Raw genomic sequence first — 25,492 nt, forward strand, 5'->3', positions numbered from 1 at the left:
AAAACTACAAGCAAAACAGGAATGGCCCGCTTTACGGTTCGACGAGCGGCGTGGCGCCTTCGTCGGAAGGCTGGGTATCGCCCACCACCAGCATGGCATCGTCGCGCGCGACGACGCAGAGCGAGAGCCCTGCCGCCTGCGCCCGCCGCACGGCCAGATCGGTGGGGGCGGAGATCGTCACCAGCAGCGGAATGCCCGCGCGCGCGGTCTTCTCGACCAGTTCGTAAGAACAGCGCGATGTCATGACGACGAAGCCTTGCGCCGGATCGATGCCGCTGCGCGCCAGCGCGCCCACCAGTTTGTCGAGCGCGTTGTGGCGGCCGACGTCCTCGCGCATCGCCACCAAGGCCCCCTCCTCGTCGCAGAACGCCGCAGCATGCGTGGCGCGGGTTTCGCGGCCCAGCCATTGCGCGGCATCCAGCGCATCGAGACCGCGCCGGATCGCCTCCGGGCTCGCCGCACTTTGGCGTGAGAGGGGTGGTAATGGGCGCAAGGCGGATTCGACACCCTCGATGCCGCAGATGCCGCAGGAACTGTCCCCCGTACGCCGCCGCGCACGTTCGACGATCAGCGAAAGGCGTTCGGGCGGGAGATTTACGCGGGCTACGTAGCCCCTGCCCCAGTCGCCATTCTCAACCGCATGCACGGCGACTTCGCCGATCTCGCCGGCCGCCGCCAAGCCTTCGGCCAGCAGGAAGCCAGTGACGAAATCCTCGATCTCGATGGGTGTGGCCATCATAACGGCATAAGCGATGCCGTTGGTCTCAATGGCAATGGGCGCCTCGACCGGCACGGCGAGCGTTTCGCCCGCGTCCGGGCCTATGCCGTAATGGCTGCGGGAAACGGGGATGAGTTCGGCGCCGTCCATATGCCCGGCCTAGCCCAGCCCGCCGCGCGGGTCATTCAGATTTCCGCTTTGATCTGCGCATAGGCCAAGAGCGCGAACAGCCCGGTGCCGCCCAGCACATTGCCCGCGAGGGTGGGCAGCAGGTGCAGCGTGAAAGCCTCCGTCATCGGCATTGCGCCGTGGAATGCCAGCAGGAACATCTCGGTAGACCCGGCGACGACATGGGTGAAACCGCCCGCCGCGATCAGCCAGGTGAACAGCGCGACGACGAAGATTTCGAAACCCTTCGAACTGGGCAGCATCCACACGAAGGCGGCGATGAAGAAGCCGGCGGGAATGCCGTCCAGCAAGGCCACCGTGCCGCTCGCCTCCGCCGCCTTGCTGGAGACAGCCAGCATCCCGGCCAGCGTGGGGTGCGCGGGATTGATCAGGATGTCGATCAAGAGCGCGGTCAGGAACGTGCCGAAGAGATTGGCCGCGAGCACCACACCCCAGAGCCGGGCAGTGCGCCACAGCCGCTCCCCATTCGGCCCGGCGAGCAGCGGCAGCACTGCCGTCAGCGTGTTCTCGGTAAAGAGTTGCAGGCGTGAAAGCACCACCAGCACGAAGCCCATCGCATAGCCGAAAGCCGCGATCAGCTCGCGCTGCGGATGGGTTTCGAAGGCATTGTGAAGCAGGCCCTGCGCGAAAATCGAGGTGGATATGCCGATCCCGGCGGCAATGCCCGACCACCAGAGCGACATCGCCGGGCGGTGCAGTTCCTCCTCCCCCTCTCGCCGGATTACCGAGAAGACGGTGCGGGCGGAAAGCCGCAGATTGTCCTTGATCTGCCCGCGTTCGTGGCGGGTCAGGCCGGCCTCGTCCCGCTCGATCTCTCGGTCGCTCTTGCGGCGATCGGGGTCGTCGTGGGCCAGTTCTTCAGCCGGCTCGGGGTCGGTTCGGGCATCGTCCATGCCCACAGAACCGACCCGGAGGGGGGATGTTCCGTGGCGCTTTATTACCCTGGATTGCTTCGTCGCTACGCTCCTCGCAATGACGAAGGGGGAGCGTAAGGCGCCCCTTGCTTCGTCATTGCGAGCGAAGCGAAGCAATCCAGAGCGATTAGATCGAACGCCTCAGACGTAGTCCTCGGTGTCGATGGTGGGCTTGATCATGTCCGGATAGCGATGACCGGCGATGGTCTGCTGGTTCATCAGTTCGCCCGCCTTCTGCAGAATGCCCGCATCGATTTCCAGCGCGGCGGCCGCGTGGTTGTCGTCGAAGTGAGCAATCGAACGGGTGCCGGGGATTGCGTGGACATGCTCGGCCTGCGCGAGAACCCAGGCCAGCGCCAATTGAGCAGGCGTGACGCGGATCGACGAGGCGAGTGCGTTGAACTCCTCGATCAGTGCGAGGTTATGCGCCCAGTTCTCGCCGATGAAGCGCGGGAAATTGCGGCGCAGGTCCTTCTCGGTGAGTGTGTTCACATCGGTCAGTTCGCCGCCCAGCGCCCCGCGCGCGACGGGCGAGAAGGCGACGAGCGCGATCCCGAGGTCTCGCGTGACATCCAGCACGCCCAGTTCCACGTTGCGGGTCCAGAGCGAATATTCGGTCTGCACCGCCGCCACCGGATGCACCGCGTGCGCCTCACGGATATGCGCAGTAGACCATTCGGACACGCCATAGGCGCCGATCTTGCCCGCCTCGATCGCGCGCACCATGGCGCCCACCGAATCGGCAATCGGCACCTTCGGATCGAAGCGGTGCATATAGAACAGATCGATATGATCGGTGCCCAGCCGCTTCAGGCTGGCATCGAGCGAGGCGGTGATGCTCTCCGGCGCGCAGTCGATGCCGCGGCGGGCGCCGTCGATCAGGATGCCGGTCTTGGAGGCCAGCAGGAACTCGTCCCGCCGGTCCATGATCGCTTCGCTGAGGATCTCTTCGCTGAGACCCATGCCGTAGATGTTGGCGGTGTCGAAGTGATCGCAGCCAGCATCCAAGGCGTGGCGGAACAGCGCGACCGCCTCCTCGCGAGACGGCGGATTGCCGTAGGCCCAGGCCACATTCATGCAGCCGAGACCGACGGAGTGGACCGGACGGCCCGCGAGCAGGCGTCCCCGAGAAGGCTTAAGCGTCATCAGGACCAACCATCCTGTGCTTCGAGGCTCTGCGCTAGTTCGCCGATCACGCGGTAGCAATCGAGCACCTTGCCGACCGACGAGTTAGGCTCACGCCCTTCGCGGATGGCGGCGACGAATTCGCGGTCCTGCAGCTCGATGCCGTTGTTCGACACGGTCACGCCAGTCAGGTCGATCGGTTCTTCGCGGCCGTTCACCAGATCGTCGTAACGCGCGATATAGGTCTCGCTGTCGCCGATGTAGCGGAAGAAGGTGCCGAGCGGGCCGTTGTTGTTGAACGAGAGCGAGAGCGTGCAGATCGCGCCGGTTTCCGCCTTCAGCTGGATCGACATGTCCATGGCGATGCCCAGTTCCGGGTGCTTCGGGCCCTGCAGCACGTTGGCGGCGACGATCTTGCCCGACTGATAGGCGAACAGGTCGATCGTGTGCGCGGCGTGATGCCACAGCAGGTGGTCCGTCCACGAGCGCGGCTGGCCCTTGGCGTTCATGTTCTTGCGGCGGAAGAAGTAGGTCTGCACGTCCATCTGCTGGACGTTGAACTCACCCGCGGTGATCTTGTTGTGCACGTACTGGTGCGAAGGATTGAAGCGGCGGGTGTGGCCGACCATGCAGACCAGGCCCGTTTCCTTCTGCTTCGCCACCACGGCTTCGGCATCGGCCCAGCTGTCCGACAGCGGAATCTCGACCTGAACGTGCTTGCCGGCGTTCATGCAGGCGATGGCCTGTTCGGCGTGCATCTGCGTGGGGGTGCAGAGGATCACGGCATCGACATCGGGCATGGCCAGCACTTCGGCCAGATCGGTGCCGGAGTGCGGCGCGCCATACTTGGCGGCGACTTCGGCAGCCTGCTCGGCTGAGCGGCTGATGACCGAGGCGATCTCTACGCCGTCGATGTTCTTGAGGCCGTCGAGGTGCTTTTCACCGAAAGCGCCGGCGCCGACGAGGGCAATACGCATGGGAATCTCCTTGGAAACTCTATCAAGGGAAGGAGCGTGCCGGCGTCAACCACCGGCACGCGGAATCGATCAGTCGACGAGGTGTTGCGTGGCCGCGCCTTCGACGGTGGCCGAGGGCGGCACATCGCCGTTCACCGGCTCCAGCACGATATGGCCGACCGCCGTGTTGCTGGCGGGCACGTGGTAGAAACGCAGCAGTTCGCGGGTTTCCTTGCCCAGCGCGCCGCGCATGATCAGCCACATGACCATCTCGATGCCTTCGCTGCCGGTTTCGCGCAGGTATTCGATATGCGGAATGCACCGCAGTTCCTGCGTATCGCCCGAAAGCTTGTCGAGGAACATGTTGTCCCACTCGGCATTGATCAGGCCCGCGCGCGGGCCCTGAAGCTGATGGCTCATGCCGCCGGTGCCCCATACCTGCACGTTCAGGTCTTCGGGGAAGCTTTCCACGGCGCGCGCGATCGCCTCGCCCAGCGCCCAGCAGCGGTTGCCCGACGGCGGCGGATAGGTAACGACGTTGACCGCCAGCGGGATCACCTTCACCGGCCACTTTGCCGGCTTGCCGAACACCATCGACAGCGGAACGGTAAGGCCGTGATCGACATCCATCTCGTTGATGATGGTCATGTCGAACTCGTCGAGGATCAGGCTCTGGGCGATGTGCCAGGCAAGGTCCGGATGGCCTTCCACGTCGGGCACCGCGCGCGGGCCCCAGCCCTCGTCCGCCGGCTTGTAGCTTTCGCCGCAGCCGATCGCGAACGTGGGGATGATCTTCATGTCGAAGGCCGATGCGTGATCGTTGTAGACCAGGATCACGACGTCCGGCAGGTTCTCCGCTTCCCACTTCTGGGTGGGCGCGAAGCCTTCCTGGATCGGCTTCCAGTAGGGATCTTCCCACTTGTCGAAATCGGACGCGACGCCCAGCGCCGGGATGTGGCTGCAGGCGATGCCGTGCGTAATGCGGGCCATCTTAGCGGTGCTCCTTGATCGACCGCTGGCCTTCGGGCGAGCGACCGCCGGCGATCATCATCGCCTGATAATCCTCGACCGACATACCGGTCATCGTCGAGACGGCCTGAAGGAAGCTCAGGCCATCGGTCGAGAAGACCTTGGCGAGGAAGTAGATATTGCCGCCCAGATCGAGCAGGCGGTTGTAGTCGCGGGCGAGAACGGCCAGCTTCTGGTCCTCGGTCATCGGCCATTCGTCGAGATAGGCACGCTCGTCCGCCTTCCAGCGCTCGCGGTTTTCCGCCTTCATCAGGCTCATCGCGAACTGGTTCAGGTGATAGCCCTGCCGCGCGCGCTTCGCCGTGTAGACGCGCGTGCCCGGAATATCGTCGAACTCACCGAGATAGGCGTGGATGTCGATCGGACCGCCCGCATTCTCGCAAGGATTCTTGTCACTCACAGGCCACGTTCCTTGAGCTTGGCGTCAAGGCGCGGGAAGACCTTGCGCACATTGCCTTCGAAGATCGCGTGGCGCTCCTCATCGGAGATGTCGAGCGCGTCGACATAGCGCTTGGTATCATCGAAGTAGAAGCCGGTCTGCGGGTCGATCCCGCGCACCGCGCCGACCATTTCGGAGCCGAACAGGATGTTCTTGTTGTCGATCACGTCGGCCAGCAGGTTGATGCCCGGCTGGTGGTAGACGCAAGTGTCGAAGAACACGTTGTTCATGATGTATTCGTCAAGCGAAGGCTTCTTCAGCATGTCCGCCAGACCGCGATAGCGGCCCCAGTGGTACGGCACCGCACCGCCGCCGTGCGGGATGATGAAGCGCAGCTTGGGGAACTTCGCGAAGAGGTTACCCTGCATCAGCTGCATGAAGGCCACGGTGTCCGCCGCGATGTAGAAGCCGCCGGTGGCATGCATCGCCGGGTTGCACGAACCCGAGACATGGATCATCGCCGGAACGTCCAGCTCGCACATTGCCTCGTAGATCGGGAACCAGTATTCGTCGGTCAGCGGCGGATGCTCGAAGTGGCCGCCGCCCGGATCGGGGTTGAGGTTGCAGCCGATGAAGCCCAGTTCCTCGACGCAGCGGCGCAGTTCCTTCACCGAGGCGGAAAGGTCCGCCTTGGGGCTCTGCGGCAGCATGCACACGCCCACGAACGTCTCGGGGAACATGTGGACCACGCGGGCGATAAGATTGTTGCAGTGGACGGCCCATGCCTCTGACACCGCCTGATCGCCGACGTGGTGCGCCATGGCGCTGGCGCGCGGGCTGAACACGGTAAGGTCGGCACCGCGCTCCTTGATGAGGCGAAGCTGGTTGTCCTCGATCGTCTGGCGGATCTCGGCGTCCGAGATTTCCGGGTAGGGCGGCGCGGCTTCGCCGGCCCTGAACGCAGCGATCTGGGCTTCGCGCCAGGCGTCATGCGCCTTGGGCAGGACGGTATAATGTCCGTGACAGTCGATGATGAGCGACATGCTCAATTCTCTCCCTTGAGTACGCCTGCCGCGACAGCTGCCGCAAGCTTGGCTTCGAATCCTTCGGGCGGCGGCACCAAGCCCAGCGCGCCCAGCGCCTGCTGCCAGGCGACAGTATTTTCGGTCATGAGCGGCGGAATGCCCAGCGAACGCAGCATTTCCGCGGCCTCGTCCATCTCGGCGGCGCGGCGGCGGCCGTGGACCAGCATACGGTCGAGATTGTAGTCCGCGCGCTCCGCCCAGGGAATGGTCTTCTCGCTGGCGTCGAGCGAGGACAGCACCTCGTCCGCCACGCCTTCGGCATGGGCGGCCATCATCATCTCGGCCGTCAGCGCCTCAAGCCCCTTGACCATGACCGAGCGCACCAGCTTGATCGCCGAAGCCCGGCCGACCGCATCGCCGACGACGCGCACATTGGTGAAGCCCACCGCCGTCAGCGCCGCTTCGGCCTCTGCGGCATCGGGGCCGGAAACCAGCAGCGGAACCTTCATCCGCGCAGGGTTCACCGGCGCGAGCACGGCAACATCGACATAGCGGCCCTTGCCGGCAGCGATGGCCTTGGCGGCGGCCCGCTTGGTGCCCGGCGCGACCGAGTTCATGTCGCAGAACAACGCGCCCTCACCCAAGAGCGGCGCAACGGCTTCAGCCACCAGCGGCGCCGCATCTGCGGTGACGAGCGAGAGCACCAGCGACGCGCCCGCAAGCGCTTCGGCCGCACTGTCGCAGGCGGTGATGCCAAGTTCGGCCATGTCGTCACGACGCGCGGGAAGAATGTCGAAGGCACGAGCCTGCGCCGACCAGTCTCCAGCTCCCGCGAACGTCGATCCGGCTTCTCCGAACCCGATAAGGGCGATCGATCTATCCATTACGCCACCCTGCCCGCACGGCAGGGAATGGGCCAATCGGAAGCGGCTTTCGGCTATAAGGTTGGTGTAATTTATCCGACTGCAGGATGCGTAGATGGCAGAAAGATTAAGCCACGTTCGGGCAATCCAGTTTGCGGATTACCAATGCCCCGTCATCCCAGCGAAAGCTGGGACCGCTCGCAACCTGGCGCGCCATCGCAGACGCGGCGCTTCACGAACCAGACTGCGCTCACAAGCCATAGAGCCACGATCAGACGGCAACGCTTGCGGATAGCGATCCCAGCTTTCGCTGGGATGACGTGATGAGGCCGGGCGCCGCTGAGTATTGTGAACGACACATCAAATGACGCGCAATTTCCCAAAACTGCGCGAGGCCGCCCTTCGCCCACCGCCATTAAAATCCTGTCGTCATCCCAGCGAAAGCTGGGATCGCTTTCCGCATCATGTACGCTCGCGGCATGGCCAGCTGGACCTACATCCTGACAAACAAGCCGCGCGGCGTGCTCTATGTCGGCGTGACGAGCAACATCGCCGCCCGAATGATGCAACATCGCGCCGGGACAGGATCGGCGTTCTGCCGCAAATATGGCCTGAAAACGCTGGTTCTGATCGAGGAACACGCCGAGATTACCGCAGCCATCTCACGCGAAAAGGCACTGAAAGCGTGGAAACGCGATTGGAAAATCGAACTGATCGAAAAGCAGAATCCCGCGTGGGGCGATCTTTTCGAGCATCTCGTTTAACTCTTCGACCGTCTCGTTTAACCGACGGCGATCCCAGCTTTCGCTAGGATGACGAGCGAGCCTAATCCCCCACCCGCTTCGCCGCCCATTCAAGGTCCGCGATAAATTCCGCCTGCACTTCGGTCGGGCGCAGCGACGAACGGGTGGTCATGCCGATCAGGCGAGTGAAGTTCTCCGGCAGGCGCGCCAGTTCGCAGAGCCAGCCGGCTTCCAGTTCCACCGTCACCTGATCGGGCGAGAGCACGGTGAGGAAATCGCCGCCCATCATCACTTGGCGGATCATCATCACCGAGCCCGATTCCACCGGCACCTTGGGATGCGGCAATCCGTTCGCCTCGAAATAGCGTTCGAAGGAATCGCGCAGCGGCGTGCCCTTCGGCGGCAGCGTGAAGGGATAGCGCGCGAGGTCGGCCGGCGTCGAGTCAGTGCCTTCCAGCGGATGACCCTTGCGGCCGTAGACGGCGGGGCGATCCTCGAACAGCGGGCGCTGGACGAGATCCGGCTCCACCAGCGGATCGCGCAGCGCGCCGACCATCAGGTCCAGCACGCCGCCGCGCAAGGGCTCCACCAGTTCGGCGCGTGAGCCCTCCACGATGGTCAGTTTCACATGCGGGCGGCGGGCGAGGAAGCGCGCCACGGCGGCAGGCAGGATGCGCGCTCGGGAAAGCGGCATGGCGCCCACTGCGATATGCCGCGTTTCCACCCCGCGCAGCGCGGCGACTTCGGACAGGCCCGCCTCCAGCTCCACTTTGGCAAGGCGGAACTCGCGGGCGAGCTGGGTTCCCGCCTCGGTGGTGATGACGAACTTGCCCCGGCGCACCACCAGCGGGCGGCGCAGCGCCAGCGACAGGTCGTTGACCGCGCGGTGGATCGAGGGGAGCGACAGCCCCGTCTCCTGCCCTGCCCCGGCGTAGGAGCCCGTCTCCACCAGCGCCAGCAGCGCGCGCAGGCGCGACATGGTGACGTGGGGGCTGTTCACATGCCCCAGCGCGGCATCGATGCGGGGGGCGAGAATTTCTCCGGCCTTGGTCGGCACCATGCCGTCATGACGGCGTTCGAACAGCGGCAGGCCGATCTGCGACTCGAGCCGGGCCAACGCCTGTGTTATGGCTGGCTGACTGAGGTTCACGGCCAGGGCAGCGGCATTGACCGTGCCCAATTCCGCGATTTTTGCGACAGCCCGCAAGTGCCGAAGGTTGAGACTCCAGATATCCATGGCATCGTTATTAGCCAAATCCTATCACGTGTCCAAAGTTTCTCTTTCCCCTTGAATGGGCGGAAGCCCAAGACAGCATCGCCCTACCCGGCCCATCAAACCTGCGCCGGAACCCAAAGATCGAAGGAGAGCAGATCATGAGTGGCATCGTCGTCCAGAACATCGAACGCGCCGATCCCGCAGTGATCGACGGCCTCGCCAAGTGCGGCGTCGCCACCGTCCACGAAGCACAGGGCCGCACCGGCCTTCTCGCCAGCTACATGCGCCCGATCTATGCCGGCGCCCGCATCGCCGGCTCGGCCGTGACCATCAGCTCGCCTCCGGGTGACAACTGGATGGTCCATGTCGCCATCGAACAGCTGAAGGAAGGCGACGTGCTGCTGCTCGCCCCCACCAGCCCGTGCGAGGACGGCTACTTCGGCGACCTGCTGGCCACCAGCGCCATCGCCCGCGGTTGCCGCGGCCTCATCATCGATGCCGGCGTGCGCGACGTGCGCGACCTGACAGAGATGGAATTCCCCGTCTGGTCCAAGGCCGTCTGCGCGCAGGGCACCGTCAAAAACACCATCGGTTCGGTCAACGTGCCGGTGGTCTGCGCCAATGCCGCGGTGCGCCCGGGCGACGTGATCGTGGCCGACGATGACGGCGTGGTGGTGGTGCCGCGCGAAAAGGCTGCCGAAGTGCTGGCCGCAGCGCAGGCCCGCGAAGCCAACGAAGGCGAAAAGCGCGAGAAGCTGGCCGCCGGCGTGCTCGGGCTCGACATGTACAAGATGCGGGAGCGCCTGGAGAAGGAAGGTCTGAAGTATGTCTGACCGGATCACGTCCTGGCACGCCAGCCCCAGCAAGCCGCTCTACACGCCGCCCGCCGGCGCGGTAGACGCGCATTGCCACGTCTTCGGCCCGATGGCTGAGTTCCCGTTCAGCGCCAAGGCGAAGTACCTGCCCGAAGACGCCGGTCCGGACATGCTGTTCGCGCTGCGCGATCATCTGGGTTTTGCCCGCAATGTGATCGTGCAGGCCAGCTGCCACGGCACCGACAATGCGGCGACACTGGACGCCATCGCCAAGTCGAACGGCAAGGCCCGCGGTGTGGCCGTAGTCGATCCGGCGATCTCGGACGCCGAGCTTGCCAAGCTGCATGAAGGCGGCATTCGCGGCATCCGCTTCAACTTCCTGAAGCGCCTTGTCGACGATGCGCCGAAGGACAAGTTCCTCGAAGTCGCCAGCCGCCTGCCCGAAGGCTGGCACGTGGTGATCTATTTCGAAGCGGATATCCTTGAGGAAATGCGTGCCTTCATCGCCGCGATCCCGGTGCCGGTCGTGATCGACCACATGGGCCGCCCGGACGTGACGCAGGGGCCCGACGGCGCGGACATGAAGGCGTTCCGCAGCCTGCTCGACAGCCGGGACGACATCTGGTTCAAGGCCACCTGCCCGGACCGCCTCGACCCGACGAATGACCCGTGGGACAAGTTCGGCGAAGCAGTCGCGCCGCTGGTGGCGGACTATCAGGACCGCGTGATCTGGGGCACCGACTGGCCGCACCCGAACATGCAGGACAACATCCCCGACGACGGCCACCTCGTCGACATGATCCCCCGCATCGCGCCCACGGCGGAGCTTCAGCGCAAGCTGCTCGTGACCAACCCGATGCGCCTTTACTGGCCGGAAGAACTCTGAGCTATTCGCCGCGCGGCGCACACAAGCGCCGCGCGGCGATCGCGCCGTAGATCGCGGCCAAAGCCGCAAGTCCGGCAAGATACCCCGCGACATCGCGCAAGGGCGCACCCATCTCGTTGAGCCGCACGAAAGCCTGCGCACCGCATGTCGCGGGCGACAGATGCGCCAGCGCCGAGACCCAGCGCGGCATCGAAGTCAACGGCCACGCCGCCCCCGCCAGAAAGAACAGCACGATCGAAGTGGGGATCAACACCTGAAGCGCGCGCTCGGCACTGTCGAACACGCTGCCCAGCATCAGGCCCAGCCCTGTCACCGCGAAAGCGAACAGCGGCACGGCCAGTGCAAGTCCGGCAAGATTGCCCGCCCTCGGCACGTCTTGAAACCAGAAGATCCAGCCGAAGTAGAACGTCGCGCCGAAGCAGCCGATCAGCGCCAGCGCGCTCCATGTGCCTAGGAAGGCCGGCGCGGACCACTGCCCCTCCCCCCGTTTGCGGCGGTCGGCGGCGAGCATGGCGGTGCCGAACAGCAGCGTCTGCTGCAGGATGATCGCCGCCACGGCCGGGAACACGTAATCGGCATAGCCCTCTCGCGTGTTGAACAGCGGGCGCTCCACCACTTCCACCGGCGCGCGCAAGTGCAGGCCCTGCGCCACGGGGCCCAGCTGCTCCATCGCCACCGCCATGATCGCCGCCTGCACGCCGCTGCCGATATCGCGCGCGCGGATCAGGTAGGTGCCGTTGACGAATATGCCGATGCCGCCGCCGGGCGCGCCGGTCAGCAGGCTGCGGGTAAAGCCTTTCGAGACGATCAGGATGCCATCCGCCTCACGGTGTCGCACCATGCGCTCCGCCTCGTCGGTGGACTGGACCTCCGCAACGATGCGGACTTCGCGGGTGTCGGACAGCTTGCGCGCCAGCGCCCGGGTGAGCGTGGAATTCTCCTCATCCACCAGCACGACGGGCAATTGCGTGGCGGTCTGGTGCGCATAGGGCGCGGGGTAGTAGAAGCCGTAGAGCACCACCGCGAGCACGATGATCGAGGCCAGCGCGAAAGTGGAAATCACCTCGCGAAAGACGCCGAGGAAACCCTGCCAGAAGGTCATGCCGTCGCCTCCGGCCGCCGAAGCAGCAGCAGGACCAGCGCCAACGGCACCACGAGATAGAGCGACAGCACACCCAGTTGCGGCAGCGCGACCGAGAGCGGCGCGCCGAGGAACTGGTCCATCTGCAACCGCAGGTAGTGCGTGAAGGGCAGCGCCGCACTCCAGTTGCGGGCAAAACCGGAGCCGCCGTCCAGCGGCAGCGTGCCCCCCGAATAGGCGAGCGCCGATCCGGCATAGAGCGCGCTGGCGGAGAAGGCGAAACTGGCCTTGCGCACGCCGATCACCAGCAGCAGCGAGATCGCCGCCGTGCCTGCGAACAGCAGGGCTTGCGCGAAGAGGGTCAGCAGCAGGCTGCCGTTCATCGTCCACCCGCGCACGCCGCAGAGCCAGATCAGCCAGACCGCCCCCCAGAACGTCAGCGCGGTGAGGTAGGGCATCAGCTTGCCCAGCAACGCCGCAAGTCCTCCCCCCGTTTCCCGCTTCCATGTGATGAGCGACTTGCCCTGAAGCTCCCGCCCCATCGCCATCACCACCACGCAGGCGGTCAGAAGGTGCAGCACGGCGGGCTGGATCAGCGCCTGCAAGTACCATTCGAAGCTGGTCTGCGGGTTGAACAGCACGGTCGCCTGCACGGCGGGCGGCGTGATGCGGATCGCCGGAAGCCCGCGCGCGCGCAAGGCGTCCAGCCCCTTTTCCGCCAGCACCGCGCTCACAGCCGATTGGAGCGCAGATTCCGCGCTGCCGCCGATGGTGAGGAAGGAGGCGTTGTAGAAGATCTGGATCGCCGGCGTATCAACGCGGGTAAGGCCTTTATCGACGCCCTCGGGGATCGCCAGAATCGCCCAGACCTGCCCGGCGCGCGCCAGCCTTTCCGCCTCCGCCATCGAAGTGGGGCGCGCGGCGATGGTCACGGCGGGCGAGGCGGACACGGCGCGCACGATCGCGCGGCTGACGCTGCCGTTGCTCTGGTCCAGCACTGCCACCGGCAGCCCGCGCGGCACGGCGGCGATCAACATCGCGGCGACTATCGTGATCGCGCAGGCCGGGAACAGCGTGAGCATGCCGAGATCCCAACGGTCGCGCGCCAGATGCGCCAGTTCACGCCGCAGGGCAGCCATGAAGGCCATTATTGAGGCCAGTCGAACAGCACGCTCATGCCCGGTCGCAGCCCCTCCACCGGCGTAGTGGGGCGCAGGCGGATTTCGAAACTACGCACGTCGAAACCGGAACTTTGCCGCGTCGCCCGCCATGTGGCGAAATCGCCTTGCGGGCTGATGTAGCTGACCCGGAAAGAGGCGGTCTTGCCACCCAGCGCCGGCACCGTGCCCTTCATCACCTTGCCCTTGGCGAGGCCGTGGAACTGGTCTTCGCGCAAGTTCAGCGAGACCCATGGGTGGGCCACATCGATGATCTGGAACACCGGCACGGCGGGGCCGACGATCTCGCCCGGTTCGGCCAGCTTGCGCGTCACTTCGCCGTCGATGGGGGCGACAAGGCGCTTTTCGGTGGTCAGGGCATCGGCAATGGAAACGCCGCCCTGCGCCACCTGCACTTGCGCGGCGGCGGCGGCCTTTTCCTCCACCCGCGCGCCGGACTGGGCCTTCACGTATTGCAGCTTGGCCGCTTCGGCCTGCCTGGCGCTGGCATCGCGCGCGGCATGGGCCTCGTCCCGGCGCTGGGCGGCGATCACGCCTTCAGCATAGAGGCTGTCCGCCCGCCGCGCGGTAACGGCGGCCAGATCCGCGCCCGCCTGCGCCGCCTGCCATACCGCCTTCAGCGAGGCGACGTCTTCCTTGCGCAGGCCATTATCGGCCAGATCGCGCACCGCCTCCGCCCCTTTCAGCGCGCCTTCGGCCTGCTGCCTGCCGCCGTCGATCTCCGGGCTGGAGAGCGTAGCCATCATGGTGCCCTTGCGGATCGGATCGCCCTCTTCCGCCAGCAGTGTATCCACCCGCGCCAGCGCCTTGGTGGCGACGTTCACTTCGTCCGCATCGACCATACCCTGCAACTGTTCCGGCGCGGGCCTCGCCGCGACCCAGAGGCCCAGCGCCAGCACCACGCCCAGCAGCACCAGCCCGCCGACCAGCAGGCGGCTCTTCACGGGCGATGTGCGCGCCAGCTCGCCAGCGTCTTCGGTCATGGAGCGGTTATCCTGTCGGGGCGGAGGACATAGGCGGGAAAGTCGGTGCCGCGATTGCTGGCGACCAGCAAGGCACTGAGCGCCATCACATATTCGTAAGCCGTGGCAATCCGCTGCGTCTGCGCGACGGACAGCGCCGTGCGTGCGTCGATCAACTGGCTGGCGGTATCCTCGCCCTCGCGAAAGCCCACTTCGTGGACGCGCAGGTTCTCCTCGGCCGCCGCGATGTTGCTGTCCAGCAGCAGGAACGATCGCCGCGCGGTCTCGACCAGGTTCCAGGCGCGGCTGGTCTCGATCTCGATGGTCTTCTTGGTATCGTCCGCCGATTGCGCGGCGGAGCGCTGGCGGGCACGGGCGGCGTCCAGCGTGTCCTTGCGGTCGATGTTGGACAGCAGGGTGAAACGCACGCCCACCCCCGCGATCCAGTCCGGGTCGATCGGGATCGCATCGCTGCGGTTGAAGTTGTACGACCCGAAAGCATAGGCCTGCGGCCGCATCCGCGACTTGGCAAGGTCCACGCCGGAATCGGCCAGATGCTCGGCCGCGGCGGCCACGCGCATCTGCGGCTGGCCTTCGGAAGTGGCGCTGGCGAGGAAGCCCTGCAGCGGTTCAAGCGGATTGCGGTTCACGAAAAGCGGCGTCGTCGGCTGCACGCCGCCAGTCGCGTCGAGCAAGCGGGCCAGCGTGTCCGCCGCATTCGCCTGCTCCATCGTCGCGCGTTCGACCGAGCGCTGGGCGGCATCGCGCGCCACCTGCACTTCCAGCACGCGCGATCGCGGGATCACCCCTTCGCGGAACAGCGCCTGCGCGTTCGACAGATGCTTGTCGAAGGCATCGCGCGTCTGCGTGGCGGAAGTCAGCAGCGCGGCGGCCAGTTGCTGGCCGAAATAGGCCTGCACCAGCCGCACTTGGGAAAGGTCCTGCGCGCCCGCCTGCTTGGCGCGGGCCAGTTCGGCCCCAGCCTCCGCGCCGTGCTGGATCGCCGGGATCGCCCCGCCCGAATAGAGCGGCATCACCGCCGTCACGTTCGGGCGGATCACCGTCTGCCGCGCGGTATAGTCCAGTTCGTCCGGGATCGCGGAGAGCAGCCCCGGCAAGGCCTGACTGACCCGCCCCGTCACTTGTTCGACGATGCCGGCGAACTCTGCCGGAAACTGGCCGGGCAGGCCGCTCAGGAACTCGTTGGCCGAATTGCTGAAGCTGTCCTTCTGGCCGGTGAGGTCGACCGACAGCGTCTTCTGATAGGTGATCACCGATACCGAGGTGGAGACCAGCGGCCGGTTCAGCGCCTTCAGCGAATGGGCCATGGATTCGGCCGCCTTCACATCGTCCGACGCCGCGCCAAGCGCAGAGGACACCTGATCGAGCCGCCGCCGCGCCGCATCGAAACTGAGTGCAGCAGCATTGGTAGAATTGGGATCAGAATTAACCGAAGCATCCTGCCCAACAGCCCCCGCTCCATCCGCGTCCTGCGCATGTAGTTCGGAAGGGTTCATCGCCAGAAGCGAAAGTAGTCCTGCCCCAACAATGACGGTTCGATTACGAATTCCCGAGGCGACCATCCTGTTCCACCGGAGAATGTGCTGGGCAATGGTTTGCACATTTCCCCTTGAACCGAAAGACATTTCGTTCAATGTTCCGGGCGTGGTTGGGGGAACCGAATCGCGAAGTATCGCGACTGCATGGAGGTGCCCGACTTTGACACGTCTCCGAACAGATGGACTTCAATAGGCAATCGCTACTTGGCGAATGCACGATGACGTTTTCACACAATACTGTTTAAATTCTTCGATCCGGTGGGTGTCGAGCGCGTATTATCGTGTCCGTGCATCGTAATCGCTCGCCCTCATCATTCCCGAAGGCCCGGATCGCAAGATTGAGGAGCCCAATCCAATGGTATCACGTTCGAGCCTGAGGCTGGCCATGCGCGCGCTGCTGGTGCGCGAGGATTTCGAGGATGTTTCCGCCCCCGGCCGCGCGCTGACCGCGCTGGTGGAGGAACTGGACCGCCGCGAGATCGAGGTGATCGTCTCGGACCATGTGGAGGATGCGGTGGCCGTCGTCTCCACCGATCCTTCGATCCAGTGCCTGCTGCTCGACTGGGACCTGGGCACCGACGAAAACCATGCGGAGGCGCACCGCGTGCTGGACGCCATGCGCGAATTCAATGCCGATGTGCCGATCTTCCTGCTGGCCGACCGCTCCGCCGCATCGGTAATCCCGGTGGACGCGATGACCAAGGCGGACGACTTCGTCTGGCTGCTGGAAGACACCACCGATTTCATCGGCGGCCGCATCCGCGCCGCGATCGAGCGCTATCGCTCCACCGTGCTGCCGCCGATGTTCGGCGCGCTGGTGAAGTTCGCGCAGACTTACGAATATTCCTGGCACACCCCCGGCCATACCGGCGGCACTGCCTTCCTCACCTCTCCCGCGGGCCGTGCGTTCTTCGAATTCTTCGGGGAAAGTCTGTTCCGGTCGGACCTGTCGATCTCGGTCGGCGATCTTGGCTCGCTGCTCGACCACTCCGGCCCGATCGGCGCGGGCGAACGCTATGCGGCGGGCGTCTTCGGGGCGGACCGCACCTATTACGTCACCAACGGTTCCTCGACATCGAACCGCGTGATCCTGATGGCATCCGTCACCCGCGATCAGGTGGCGCTGTGCGACCGCAACTGCCACAAGTCGGTGGAGCACGCGATGACGCTTTCCGGCGCGATCCCGTGCTACCTGATGCCTAAGCGCAATGCGCTGGGCATCATCGGCCCGATCCCGCCCGAGCATCTGACGCCCGCGCATCTGCGCCTGCTGGTGGCGGACAATCCGCTGGCGCCCGAAGGGGCCAAGCCCGTCCACGCGGTGATCACCAATTCGACTTACGACGGCCTCTGCTACAACGTCGCCCGGGTCGAGGAACTGCTGGGCGACACGGTGGACCGCCTGCATTTCGACGAGGCGTGGTACGGCTATGCCCGCTTCAACCCGATCTACCGCGAACGCTTCGGCATGCACGGCGATCCGGAAACGCGCGACAAGTCGAAGCCATCGGTCTTTGCCACGCAATCGACGCACAAGCTGCTAGCGGCACTCTCGCAAGCCTCGATGATCCATGTGCGCGACGGCCGAAATCCGATCGATCATGCCCGCTTCAACGAGGCGTTCATGATGCATGCCTCCACCTCGCCCTGCTATCCGATCATCGCTTCCAACGATGTGTCGGCGGCGATGATGGACTCCTCCGGCGAGCATCTCACCGATGTCTCGATCCGCGAGGCGGTGGCTTTCCGCCAGATGATCGCCCGCCTCAATGCCGAAAGCGCGGACGATAACGCCTGGTTCTTCGACATCTGGCAGCCCGACGAAGTGCATGACGCGCGCGGCCGCACGGTGCCGTTCCACGAATGCGATCCGGAGCATCTGGCCACCGATCCCGCCTGCTGGCAGCTCGTTCCCAATGCCGACTGGCACGGCTTCGGCGATATCGAGCCGGGCTATTGCATGCTCGATCCGATCAAGGTTTCGGTGCTGACGCCCGGCATGGACCCGGATGGTTCGCTGCGCGCGGTCGGCATTCCGGCCAGCATCCTGACCGCCTACCTCGGCGCGCGGGGGATCGTGGTGGAGAAGACCACGGACTTCACCGTGCTGTTCCTGTTCTCGCTGGGCGTGACCAAGGGCAAGTGGGGCACGCTGGTCAACGCCCTGCTGGACTTCCGCCAGGACTACGACGCCAACGTCTCGCTGGAACGCACGATCCCCTCGCTCGTGGCCGACTATCCGGAGCGTTATTCCGGAATGGGCCTGCGCGAACTGGCGGACCTGATGTTCGCGGCAATGGGCGACCTGAAAACCACCGCCACCATGTCCGAAGCCTTCGGCATCCTGCCCACGCCGGACATGAGCCCGGTTTCCGCCTACGAGGAACTGGTGCGCGGCAATATCGAGAAGGTAACGCTGGACGGCCTGGCCGGGCGCACGCTGGCCACCGGCATCGTGCCCTATCCGCCGGGCATTCCGCTGCTGATGCCGGGCGAAAACGCCGGTCCCGCCAAGGGCGCGCTGATCGGTTACTTGCGCGCGCTGGAGCATTTCGACCTGCGCTTCCCCGGGTTCGGCCACGATACCCACGGCGTGGAGGCGGAGGACGGCGTCTACAACGTCCTGGTGGTCAAGAACTCGGCCAAGAAGTCGTAAGGGGAGACCGGTGATGGCAACAGCAGCGGCCGACGACAGCGGCAAGATCGGACTCGTTCCCGCCACCCTGATGGTGGCGGGCAACATGATGGGATCGGGCGTGTTCATGCTGCCCGCCAACCTTTCGGCCATCGGCTCCATCGCGCTGATCGGCTGGCTTCTGACCGTGGTGGGCGCGGTGGCTTTGGCGCTGGTCTTCGCCAAACTGTCCGCCATCGATCCGGCGGCGGGCGGGCCCTATGCCTACGCCCGCAAGGCCTATGGCGACTACATGGGATACCAGACCAACCTGATCTACTGGCTGGCCAACGTGGTCGGCAACGTGGCGCTGGCGGTCGCGGGGCTGGGCTATCTCTCGCACTTCTTCCCGGCGCTGAAGATCCCGATCGTCATGGCCTTCGGGTCGATCGCGATCATCTGGTTCTTCGCTTACGCCAACATCCTCGGCCCCAAGGTCGTCGGGCGGTTGCAGAGCTTCACCACGGTGTTCGCCCTCGTGCCGATCTTCGGCATGGCGCTGTTCGGCTGGTTCTGGTTCAAGCCGGAGATCTTCTCTTCCGCATGGAACGTCTCGGGCCAGTCCAGCCCGAACGCGGTGATGGCCACGCTGACTTTCACGCTCTGGGCCTTCATCGGGGTGGAGAGCGCCTCGGTCTCGGCCGGTGTCGTCGCCAATCCCTCTCGCAACGTGCCGATCGCCACGGTGGGCGGCGTGGTGCTAGCTTCGGTGGCCTATGTGCTCAGTTCCTCGGTAATCATGGGCATGATCCCCAACAAGGAACTGATCGCCTCCTCCGCACCCTTTGCGGACGCGGCGCGGCTTGCATTGGGCGACTTTGCAGGCAGCACCGTGGCGCTCTGCGCGGCGGTGGGCTGCCTCGGCTCGCTGGCGGGCTGGACGCTGCTGGTCGGCCAGTCGGCCAAGGCGGCGGCGGACGACGGGCTGTTCCCCGGCATCTTCGCCAAAGTGAACAAGCGCGGCGTGCCCTCGCTCGGCCTCGTGATCGTGGCTGTCATCATGAGCGTGCAAGTGCTCGCCACGATGTCGCCCACGGCCAGCCAACAGTTCGGCAAGATCGCCTCGATCGCCGTCATCATGACGCTGCTGCCCTACATCTACTCCTGCATCGCGATTAAGGTGCTGGGCTACGGCAAGATGCCGCACGGCCAGTACACCTTTTTCGTGGCGGCGGGCCTTGCCGGTGCGGTCTACTGCATGATCGCGCTGGTCGGTTCGGATGGCGAACAGACACGCTGGTCGCTGATCTTCGTGATCGCCACCATCGTGTTCTATTCCGCCTCCATCACCCGCAAACGCGATCTTGAGGAGAAGCACATCCACCCCGGCGGCGTGGCCCCGGTCTGGGTGCGCTACCTCGCGCTGGGGGTGACCGTCGTTGCCCTGGTCGTGATGTTCTGGCTATCGGTCGGCCGGCACAGCGATCTCGACCTCCGCTCGCGCGAACAGGCGCCGGCAGAGGCGGGGGAGACCGCGCAGCAGATGGCGCCGTCTGGCGCGAACTAAGGGAACGGCAAGACGATGCACTGGCGGGAAATGCGCGAAGACGACGTGGCTCATGTGGCGGACGTGGCGGACATCGTCCACCTCGACTACCCCGAGAACGCGCAAGTCTTCGCCGCCTGCTTCCGGCATTACCCTTCCGGCTGCCACGTGCTGGAAGGGGATGACGGAAAGGTCGCCGGCTACCTCGTCTCCCACCCCGGCCGGCAGGACCGGCCGCCGGTGATAGACACGCCGATGACCGGCCTTGCCGAACCGTTCGACTGCTATTTCCTGCACGACCTTGCCCTCGGCGCCTCCACGCGCGGGCGCGGTTTCGCAGGCGAGGCCGTACGGATCGCGGTGGACGAGGCCAAGGCGCGCGGGCTTTCGCGCGTGGTGCTGATCGCCGTTGGGGACGCCCACGGCTTCTGGGAAAAGCAGGGCTTCGGCCTGCTCGGCGACGGGCTGCTCGATCCGGCCAAGGGCTACGGCCCCGAAGCGAGGATGCTCGTGCGCCCTGTCTGATGAAGGGGGTTATGCATGATCCACTCTTCCGGCCGGAGCCTTGCTCTGGCCTGCGCGGCAGTCTCTGCGACCGCCGCCCTGCCCGCAAAGGCGCAGGATAACGCGCAGGACGTCGCCGCACTGCGCGGCGAAGTGGCCGACCTCAGGGCCACGGTAGAAGCGCTGAAGGCCGAGATTGTGGCGATGAAGCAAACGGGCACGTCCCCGACGCAAGCTGCCCCGGCAGTAGTCGCCGCACCGGCTGCCGCTGCCGCCGCCCCCGGCACGATCACCGCCTCCGGCCGCACGCCCGCCGCCCCGCTCGAAACGCCGCCGGCGCCCCCGGCCCATCTCGACAGTGCGCAAGTCGCCAGCGCCGCCAGCAACCTTGGCGTCACTGCCTCCCCCCTGCCGGGCCGCGACACTATTGGCGATCGCATTACCGGCGCCTCGCGCCCCAACAACCAGAGCCCGCCGAACGACCCCGACCTCAAGGGCTTCATCCCGATCCCCGGCACCGAAACCGCCGTGCGCATCGGCGGCTTCGCCAAAGTGGACCTGATCTACGACCCCAGGACCGCCGGCGGCGACCGGGACGAGTTCGCTGTCCCCGAAATCCCCTTCGACACGCACGGGCGCAACCGCGCCGACGTCAGCGCCCGCGCCACTCGTTTCAGCCTCGAAGTGCGCCGCCCCTCCGCACTCGGCAACCTGCGTTTCTATGTCGAAAACGACTTCTACGGCGACGGATCCAGCTATCAGTTCCACCTCAACCATGCCTATGGGCAGGTGGGCAACACGTATGGCGGCTTCGGCTATTCGGCGCTGGTCGACGCGGACGCCCTGCCCGATACTCTCGACAACTGGGGCCCCGGCGGCGCGGTGTTCCTCCGCACGGCATCGGTGCGCCAGTCGTTCAAGGTGGCCACCAACACCCACCTCACGTTCTCGCTGGAGCAGCCCGATTCCGACCTGACGCTGGCCGACAACCAGAGCACGGCGGAAACCATGCCCGATGTGGTGCTGGTCGCCCGGTACGAGGATGCCAAGGGCCACCTGCAACTGGGCGGCGTGGTCCGCCGGATCGGCTACCGCGCATCGGACCCGGCCGAGGGTGAGCGCAACGGCGCGGATGCCACCGGCTTCGCCCTTTCCGCCTCCGGCTCGCTCACGACTTTCGGGCAGGATTCGATCGCGCTGGGCGGCACCTGGGGCAAAGGCGCGACGCACTACGTCAACGACATCAACGGCTATGGCCTCGACGCCGCGCTGCGCGCCGACGGGTCGCTGCGGCTGATCGAACACATCGGCGGCTTCGGCGCCTATACCCATTACTGGACGGACAAAGTGCGCTCCAACTTCGTGTTCGGCGCCTTGGGGATCCGCGATGGCGGGCTGCTGGCGGCGGACGATTTCTCCAGCAGTGAATACGGCGCGGCGAACGTGATCTGGGCGCCGGCCACCTCGTTCTCGGTAGGCGTCGAAGGGCTGTGGGGTCGGCTGGAGCGGCAGGACGGCTCCTCACGAAATGCGAGCCGGATTCAAGCTTCGATCAAGTACGATTTCGTGCGTTAGGCATTGCCCAGATCCTCCCCCCTCGGGGGAGGTGGCAGCGCGCAGCGCTGACGGAGGGGGCTTTCGGCAGCGTTGCGCCTGCCCCCTCCACCACCCTTCGGGCGGTCCCCCTCCCCCGATGGGGGAGGATCTACAGGACTCACCCCTGCTCCACCTGCCCAATCCAGTCGGCAAGGTTGTAGTGGTTCGAAACCCGCGCGATCAGCCCCTGATCGACATCGAAGAACGCCCCCACCCGCAAGGCATAAGCCTGCCCCGAAGCCGCCGGCAATCCATCGTCCGTCTCGATATATTCGCCGGTCAGCCGGAACTCGGCCGAGGCATGCGAACCATCCGGCGTGGCCAGCACGACCGGCTCGTGCACATGCTCGCGATAGCAGCGGTTCATATGCGCCAGAAACGCGGCAAAGGCCGCCTTGCCGTGGCGCGGCTGGCCCTGACTGGGTTCATGAACGACATTCTCCGCCAACAACGCCAGCATCGCCTCCATATCGTGGCGGTTGAACGCGTCGTAGTAGTTCGCGATCAGGGCGATGCTGTCGTGTGCGCTCATGCCTTCAGCCTCTCCGCATGCCAGCCCACATGGTCCGCCATGAAGCTGGAGATGAAGTAGTAGGAGTGGTCATAGCCCTCCTGCATCCGGATCGTCGCAGGTTGGCCGGCCCTGGCGCAAGCCTCTTCCAGCAGATGCGTCTTCAGCTGGCCTTCGAGGAAGCCATCGGCCGTCCCCTGATCCACCAGCAGATCCGGCAGGCGGGCGCCGTCCTCGATCAGCGCGCAGGCGTCGTACTCGCGCCATGCGGCGCGGTCCGCGCCGATATAGCCCGTCAGCGCCTTCTCGCCCCAGGGGCAGTTCAGCGGCGAAACGATCGGCGCAAAGGCGCTCACCGAGCGGAACCGGCTGGGATCGCGCAACGCGATCGTCAGCGCGCCGTGGCCGCCCATCGAGTGGCCGGTGATGCCCTGCCGCGCCATGTCGGCGGGGAAGTGCTCGGCGATCACGGCGGGAAGCTCGGTCTCGATGTAGGAGCGCATGCGGAAGTTCGCGCTCCACGGTTCCTCCGTCGCATCGACGTAGAAGCCCGCGCCCTTGCCGAAGTCATAGCCTTCGTCGTCCGGCACATCGTCGCCGCGTGGGCTTGTATCCGGCGCCACGAAGATCACGCCATGCTCGGCGCAGGCGCGGCGGAACTCACCCTTTTCGGTGACGTTGGCGTGGGTGCAGGTGAGGCCCGAGAGATACCACAGCACCGGCAGCTTCGCGCCCACAGCATGCTCTGGGACGAAGACCGAAAAGGTCATCGGTGTGCCGGTCTCGGCGGAGGCGTGGGTGTAGACACCCTGCACCCCGCCGAAAGCCCGGTTGGTGGAGACCGTCTCCATCAGTAGACGACGACCGAACGGATCGACTTGCCTTCGTGCATCAGGTCGAACGCGGTGTTGATCTCTTCCAGACCCATGACGTGGGTGATCATCGGATCGATCTCGATCTTGCCGGTCATGTACATGTCCACGATCTTCGGCACGTCGGTACGGCCCTTGGCGCCGCCGAACGCGGTGCCGCGCCAGTTGCGGCCCGTCACGAGCTGGAACGGGCGCGTCTCGATGGTCTTGCCCGCTTCGGCCACGCCGATGATGATCGAGGTGCCCCAGCCGCGATGGCAGGCTTCCAGAGCGGTGCGCATCACTTCGGTATTGCCGGTGGCGTCGAAAGTATAGTCCGCGCCGCCGTCAGTCATCAGCACGATCTTCGCCACGATGTCCTCGCGGCTCATGCCCTTGGTGTTGAGGAAGTCGGTCATGCCGAAGCGGCGGCCCCATTCCTCACGGTCCGGGTTGATGTCCACGCCGATGATCTTGTTGGCACCGGCAAGGCGGGCGCCCTGGATCACGTTGAGGCCGATGCCGCCAAGGCCGAAGACCACCACATTGTCGCCCACCTGCACCTTGGCGGTGTTGATGACCGCGCCGACGCCGGTGGTGACGCCGCAACCGATGTAGCAAGAGGACTGGAACGGCGCGTCTTCACGGATCTTGGCGACGGCGATCTCGGGCAACACAGTGAAGTTCGAGAAAGTCGAGCAGCCCATGTAGTGGTAGATCGGCTGGCCCTTGTAGGAAAAGCGCGTGGTGCCGTCCGGCATCAGGCCCTTGCCCTGCGTGGCGCGGATCGCGGTGCAGAGGTTGGTCTTGCCCGAAAGGCACGACTTACACTGGCGGCATTCCGGGGTGTAGAGCGGGATCACGTGGTCACCCGGCACCACCGAGGTGACGCCCGCGCCCACTTCGCGCACGATACCGGCGCCTTCGTGGCCGAGCACGGAGGGGAAGATACCTTCGCTGTCCAGACCGTCCAGCGTGTAGGCATCGGTGTGGCAGATGCCGGTGGCCATGATCTCAACCAGGACTTCGCCCGCCTTGGGGCCTTCAAGATCGAGTTCGACGATTTCGAGCGGCTTCTTCGCCTCGAAGGCAACGGCGGCGCGGGTCTTCATGGGGTATGCTCCTTGAACTGCTGGCGCGCTTTGTAGGACCGGCGAGTTCTGTGATAAAGCGCCCGTTCTGAAAAGTATTATCACCATATGGGGAAAATGATGCTCGGCCAGTGGGACGGGATCGAGGAGTTCGTGATGGTGGCGCGCCACGGCAGCTTCACCTTGGCGGCAGAGGCCTATGGCGCCAGCGTCACGCATATGAGCCGGGCGCTGGCGCGGCTGGAAACGCGGCTGCAAGTCCAGCTGATGCTGCGCACGACACGCACCCTGCGGCTGACGGAAACGGGCCAGATCTTCCTCGAAACCTGCCGCCGCCTGATCGAGGAGCGGGACGAGGCGATTGCCGCCATCACCTCCCAGGGCGAGCCGCGCGGGCACCTCCGCGTTACCTGTTCCTACGCGCTCGGCGAGAAGTTCGTGGCGCCGCTGGTGCGCGAACTGTCGCAGGCCTATCCGGCGATTTCGGTGACGCTGGACCTCGACAACGCGCTCGTGGACCTGATCGCGGCGGGGTACGATCTGGCCATCCGCACCGGACATCTCGACGATTCTCGGCTGGTGGCGACGCGCGTGGCGAGCCGCGCACTGGTGACGCTGGCCTCGCCCGCCTACCTCGATGCGCATGGGCGGCCGCAGGATCTGGCAGACCTTCGGCACCACGAATGCCTCGTCGGTTCGGCGGCGCAGTGGCATTTCACCGGGGGCAAGACCTTCCGCCCGCAAGGCCGCTGGCGCTGCAACAGCGGCAATGCCCTGCTGGAAGCGGCGCTGGCAGGCATGGGCCTATGCCAGTTGCCCGCCTTCTACCTTGGCGATCATGTCGCTGCGGGGCGGCTGGAGCCGGTGCTGGCGGAACTGGCGCCGGAGGAGGAGCCGATCTGGGCGGTCTATCCGCAGCGCCGGCATCTCTCACCCAAAGTCGGCGCGCTAGTGGCGCATCTGCGCGCCAACCTGCCCGCGCGGCTGGCGGAGGCGAGTGCATGACCGCGCACTAAACCAACGCTTACCCAAACCACCCCCGTCATCCCCGCGAAGGCGGGGATCCCGCTTGTTCTTCGCGGCTAGGCGAGAAGGCAGCGGGACCCCCGCCTTCGCGGGGGCGACGAGTTTGATTGGATCG

Annotated in this window: 24 protein-coding genes; 8 read left to right on the forward strand and 16 right to left on the reverse strand. The window is 65.6% G+C overall.

From position 1 onward, the window contains the following. Positions 1-31 precede the first annotated feature (31 nt). The 8 genes from fdhD to ACZ1JC_RS25885 all read right to left on the reverse strand — a co-directional run bounded on the left by fdhD (position 32) and on the right by ACZ1JC_RS25885 (position 7,219). A complete protein-coding gene (fdhD, locus tag ACZ1JC_RS25850) occupies positions 32-868 on the reverse strand; it encodes a formate dehydrogenase accessory sulfurtransferase FdhD (protein WP_465137441.1) in 837 nt (278 codons plus the stop codon). Positions 869-903: 35 nt separating this feature from the next. Then, the gene (locus ACZ1JC_RS25855; protein ID WP_465137440.1) at positions 904-1,800 is read right to left on the reverse strand and encodes a formate/nitrite transporter family protein; all 897 of its coding nucleotides are present in this window, start codon (positions 1,798-1,800) and stop codon (positions 904-906) included. A 162-nt stretch (positions 1,801-1,962) separates the two neighbouring features. Further along, positions 1,963-2,967 carry an aldo/keto reductase gene (locus ACZ1JC_RS25860; RefSeq protein ID WP_465137439.1) on the reverse strand — a complete coding sequence of 335 codons (1,005 nt, stop codon included), beginning with the start codon at positions 2,965-2,967 and terminating at the stop codon, positions 1,963-1,965. Further along, the gene (locus tag ACZ1JC_RS25865; RefSeq protein WP_021234768.1) at positions 2,967-3,923 is read right to left on the reverse strand and encodes a Gfo/Idh/MocA family oxidoreductase; all 957 of its coding nucleotides are present in this window, start codon (positions 3,921-3,923) and stop codon (positions 2,967-2,969) included. Before ACZ1JC_RS25865 ends, ACZ1JC_RS25860 begins: the two co-directional genes overlap by 1 nt. 69 nt (positions 3,924-3,992) lie before the next feature. Further along, positions 3,993-4,892 (reverse strand): class III extradiol dioxygenase subunit beta, encoded by a 900-nt coding sequence (locus ACZ1JC_RS25870; RefSeq protein WP_465137438.1) that lies wholly within the window; start codon positions 4,890-4,892, stop codon positions 3,993-3,995. 1 nt (position 4,893) lies between these two features. Beyond that, the gene (gene ligA / locus ACZ1JC_RS25875; protein WP_465137437.1) at positions 4,894-5,331 is read right to left on the reverse strand and encodes a protocatechuate 4,5-dioxygenase subunit alpha; all 438 of its coding nucleotides are present in this window, start codon (positions 5,329-5,331) and stop codon (positions 4,894-4,896) included. Then, positions 5,328-6,353, reverse strand: coding sequence for an amidohydrolase family protein (locus tag ACZ1JC_RS25880; RefSeq protein WP_465137436.1), 1,026 nt, complete (start codon positions 6,351-6,353; stop codon positions 5,328-5,330). The genes ligA and ACZ1JC_RS25880 overlap by 4 nt, the downstream gene beginning before the upstream one ends. A 2-nt stretch (positions 6,354-6,355) precedes the next feature. After that, positions 6,356-7,219, reverse strand: coding sequence for an NAD(P)-dependent oxidoreductase (locus ACZ1JC_RS25885; RefSeq protein ID WP_465137435.1), 864 nt, complete (start codon positions 7,217-7,219; stop codon positions 6,356-6,358). A 443-nt stretch (positions 7,220-7,662) separates the two neighbouring features. Between ACZ1JC_RS25885 and ACZ1JC_RS25890 the strand changes: the two genes are divergently transcribed. Then, entirely contained in the window at positions 7,663-7,962 is a 300-nt protein-coding gene (locus ACZ1JC_RS25890; protein ID WP_465137434.1) for a GIY-YIG nuclease family protein, read from the forward strand. A 61-nt stretch (positions 7,963-8,023) separates the two neighbouring features. Here the strand turns inward: ACZ1JC_RS25890 and ACZ1JC_RS25895 are convergent, their stop codons facing one another. Next, complete coding sequence (locus ACZ1JC_RS25895) at positions 8,024-9,178, reverse strand: LysR family transcriptional regulator (RefSeq protein WP_465137433.1); 1,155 nt, start codon at positions 9,176-9,178, stop codon at positions 8,024-8,026. 137 nt (positions 9,179-9,315) lie between these two features. Here ACZ1JC_RS25895 and ligK point away from each other — a divergent pair, with 137 nt between their 5' ends. After that, positions 9,316-9,990, forward strand: a complete 675-nt coding sequence (ligK, locus tag ACZ1JC_RS25900; RefSeq protein WP_465137432.1) for a 4-carboxy-4-hydroxy-2-oxoadipate aldolase/oxaloacetate decarboxylase — start codon at positions 9,316-9,318, stop codon at positions 9,988-9,990. After that, on the forward strand, positions 9,983-10,858 hold the full coding sequence (locus ACZ1JC_RS25905) for an amidohydrolase family protein (RefSeq protein WP_465137431.1): 876 nt from the start codon (positions 9,983-9,985) through the stop codon (positions 10,856-10,858). Before ligK ends, ACZ1JC_RS25905 begins: the two co-directional genes overlap by 8 nt. Position 10,859: 1 nt before the next feature. On the opposite strand, the gene ACZ1JC_RS25910 is transcribed toward ACZ1JC_RS25905, so the two are convergent. From ACZ1JC_RS25910 to ACZ1JC_RS25925, 4 genes are read right to left on the reverse strand one after another with little or no spacing between them, the layout of a single operon-like run. Then, a complete protein-coding gene (locus ACZ1JC_RS25910; RefSeq protein WP_465137430.1) occupies positions 10,860-11,960 on the reverse strand; it encodes an ABC transporter permease in 1,101 nt (366 codons plus the stop codon). Then, positions 11,957-13,087 carry an ABC transporter permease gene (locus ACZ1JC_RS25915; RefSeq protein ID WP_465137429.1) on the reverse strand — a complete coding sequence of 377 codons (1,131 nt, stop codon included), beginning with the start codon at positions 13,085-13,087 and terminating at the stop codon, positions 11,957-11,959. Before ACZ1JC_RS25915 ends, ACZ1JC_RS25910 begins: the two co-directional genes overlap by 4 nt. Continuing rightward, positions 13,087-14,100 carry an HlyD family secretion protein gene (locus ACZ1JC_RS25920; RefSeq protein WP_465137428.1) on the reverse strand — a complete coding sequence of 338 codons (1,014 nt, stop codon included), beginning with the start codon at positions 14,098-14,100 and terminating at the stop codon, positions 13,087-13,089. The genes ACZ1JC_RS25915 and ACZ1JC_RS25920 overlap by 1 nt, the downstream gene beginning before the upstream one ends. After that, the gene (locus tag ACZ1JC_RS25925) at positions 14,097-15,458 is read right to left on the reverse strand and encodes a TolC family protein (RefSeq protein ID WP_465137427.1); all 1,362 of its coding nucleotides are present in this window, start codon (positions 15,456-15,458) and stop codon (positions 14,097-14,099) included. The genes ACZ1JC_RS25920 and ACZ1JC_RS25925 overlap by 4 nt, the downstream gene beginning before the upstream one ends. A gap of 535 nt (positions 15,459-15,993) precedes the next feature. Here ACZ1JC_RS25925 and ACZ1JC_RS25930 point away from each other — a divergent pair. The 4 genes from ACZ1JC_RS25930 to ACZ1JC_RS25945 are packed head-to-tail and all read left to right on the forward strand — an operon-like array spanning position 15,994 to position 21,877. After that, a complete protein-coding gene (locus tag ACZ1JC_RS25930; protein ID WP_465137426.1) occupies positions 15,994-18,294 on the forward strand; it encodes an Orn/Lys/Arg family decarboxylase in 2,301 nt (766 codons plus the stop codon). 13 nt (positions 18,295-18,307) lie between these two features. Next, a complete protein-coding gene (adiC, locus tag ACZ1JC_RS25935; protein WP_465137425.1) occupies positions 18,308-19,819 on the forward strand; it encodes an arginine/agmatine antiporter in 1,512 nt (503 codons plus the stop codon). A gap of 15 nt (positions 19,820-19,834) precedes the next feature. After that, on the forward strand, positions 19,835-20,323 hold the full coding sequence (locus ACZ1JC_RS25940; protein WP_159827998.1) for a GNAT family N-acetyltransferase: 489 nt from the start codon (positions 19,835-19,837) through the stop codon (positions 20,321-20,323). A gap of 15 nt (positions 20,324-20,338) precedes the next feature. Further along, positions 20,339-21,877, forward strand: coding sequence for a DcaP family trimeric outer membrane transporter (locus tag ACZ1JC_RS25945; protein ID WP_465137424.1), 1,539 nt, complete (start codon positions 20,339-20,341; stop codon positions 21,875-21,877). A gap of 139 nt (positions 21,878-22,016) precedes the next feature. On the opposite strand, the gene ACZ1JC_RS25950 is transcribed toward ACZ1JC_RS25945, so the two are convergent. From ACZ1JC_RS25950 to ACZ1JC_RS25960, 3 genes are read right to left on the reverse strand one after another with little or no spacing between them, the layout of a single operon-like run. Continuing rightward, on the reverse strand, positions 22,017-22,430 hold the full coding sequence (locus tag ACZ1JC_RS25950; RefSeq protein WP_465137423.1) for a ketosteroid isomerase-related protein: 414 nt from the start codon (positions 22,428-22,430) through the stop codon (positions 22,017-22,019). Then, positions 22,427-23,260, reverse strand: coding sequence for an S-formylglutathione hydrolase (gene fghA, locus ACZ1JC_RS25955; protein ID WP_465137422.1), 834 nt, complete (start codon positions 23,258-23,260; stop codon positions 22,427-22,429). The genes ACZ1JC_RS25950 and fghA overlap by 4 nt, the downstream gene beginning before the upstream one ends. Beyond that, a complete protein-coding gene (locus ACZ1JC_RS25960; RefSeq protein WP_465137421.1) occupies positions 23,260-24,372 on the reverse strand; it encodes an S-(hydroxymethyl)glutathione dehydrogenase/class III alcohol dehydrogenase in 1,113 nt (370 codons plus the stop codon). The genes fghA and ACZ1JC_RS25960 overlap by 1 nt, the downstream gene beginning before the upstream one ends. A gap of 96 nt (positions 24,373-24,468) precedes the next feature. Between ACZ1JC_RS25960 and ACZ1JC_RS25965 the strand changes: the two genes are divergently transcribed. Further along, on the forward strand, positions 24,469-25,356 hold the full coding sequence (locus ACZ1JC_RS25965; RefSeq protein ID WP_465137420.1) for a LysR substrate-binding domain-containing protein: 888 nt from the start codon (positions 24,469-24,471) through the stop codon (positions 25,354-25,356). Positions 25,357-25,492: the final 136 nt, after the last annotated feature.

It is taken from the genome of Sphingomonas sp. BL-S-28 (assembly GCF_055521515.1).

Excerpts from the sequence above, each read along its gene's own strand:
- ACZ1JC_RS25865 (WP_021234768.1), bottom strand. The coding sequence starts at position 3,923 with ATGCGTATTGCCCTCGTCGGCGCCGGCGCTTTCGGTGAAAAGCACCTC.
- ACZ1JC_RS25860 (WP_465137439.1), bottom strand. The coding sequence starts at position 2,967 with ATGACGCTTAAGCCTTCTCGGGGACGCCTGCTCGCGGGCCGTCCGGTC.
- fdhD (WP_465137441.1), bottom strand. The coding sequence starts at position 868 with ATGGACGGCGCCGAACTCATCCCCGTTTCCCGCAGCCATTACGGCATA.
- ACZ1JC_RS25890 (WP_465137434.1), top strand. The coding sequence starts at position 7,663 with ATGTACGCTCGCGGCATGGCCAGCTGGACCTACATCCTGACAAACAAG.
- ACZ1JC_RS25930 (WP_465137426.1), top strand. The coding sequence starts at position 15,994 with ATGGTATCACGTTCGAGCCTGAGGCTGGCCATGCGCGCGCTGCTGGTG.
- ACZ1JC_RS25915 (WP_465137429.1), bottom strand. The coding sequence starts at position 13,087 with ATGGCCTTCATGGCTGCCCTGCGGCGTGAACTGGCGCATCTGGCGCGC.
- ACZ1JC_RS25965 (WP_465137420.1), top strand. The coding sequence starts at position 24,469 with ATGATGCTCGGCCAGTGGGACGGGATCGAGGAGTTCGTGATGGTGGCG.
- ACZ1JC_RS25880 (WP_465137436.1), bottom strand. The coding sequence starts at position 6,353 with ATGTCGCTCATCATCGACTGTCACGGACATTATACCGTCCTGCCCAAG.
- ACZ1JC_RS25870 (WP_465137438.1), bottom strand. The coding sequence starts at position 4,892 with ATGGCCCGCATTACGCACGGCATCGCCTGCAGCCACATCCCGGCGCTG.
- ACZ1JC_RS25910 (WP_465137430.1), bottom strand. The coding sequence starts at position 11,960 with ATGACCTTCTGGCAGGGTTTCCTCGGCGTCTTTCGCGAGGTGATTTCC.
- adiC (WP_465137425.1), top strand. The coding sequence starts at position 18,308 with ATGGCAACAGCAGCGGCCGACGACAGCGGCAAGATCGGACTCGTTCCC.
- ligK (WP_465137432.1), top strand. The coding sequence starts at position 9,316 with ATGAGTGGCATCGTCGTCCAGAACATCGAACGCGCCGATCCCGCAGTG.
- fghA (WP_465137422.1), bottom strand. The coding sequence starts at position 23,260 with ATGGAGACGGTCTCCACCAACCGGGCTTTCGGCGGGGTGCAGGGTGTC.
- ACZ1JC_RS25905 (WP_465137431.1), top strand. The coding sequence starts at position 9,983 with ATGTCTGACCGGATCACGTCCTGGCACGCCAGCCCCAGCAAGCCGCTC.
- ACZ1JC_RS25950 (WP_465137423.1), bottom strand. The coding sequence starts at position 22,430 with ATGAGCGCACACGACAGCATCGCCCTGATCGCGAACTACTACGACGCG.
- ACZ1JC_RS25960 (WP_465137421.1), bottom strand. The coding sequence starts at position 24,372 with ATGAAGACCCGCGCCGCCGTTGCCTTCGAGGCGAAGAAGCCGCTCGAA.
- ACZ1JC_RS25945 (WP_465137424.1), top strand. The coding sequence starts at position 20,339 with ATGATCCACTCTTCCGGCCGGAGCCTTGCTCTGGCCTGCGCGGCAGTC.
- ACZ1JC_RS25940 (WP_159827998.1), top strand. The coding sequence starts at position 19,835 with ATGCACTGGCGGGAAATGCGCGAAGACGACGTGGCTCATGTGGCGGAC.
- ACZ1JC_RS25920 (WP_465137428.1), bottom strand. The coding sequence starts at position 14,100 with ATGACCGAAGACGCTGGCGAGCTGGCGCGCACATCGCCCGTGAAGAGC.
- ACZ1JC_RS25895 (WP_465137433.1), bottom strand. The coding sequence starts at position 9,178 with ATGGATATCTGGAGTCTCAACCTTCGGCACTTGCGGGCTGTCGCAAAA.
- ACZ1JC_RS25855 (WP_465137440.1), bottom strand. The coding sequence starts at position 1,800 with ATGGACGATGCCCGAACCGACCCCGAGCCGGCTGAAGAACTGGCCCAC.
- ACZ1JC_RS25885 (WP_465137435.1), bottom strand. The coding sequence starts at position 7,219 with ATGGATAGATCGATCGCCCTTATCGGGTTCGGAGAAGCCGGATCGACG.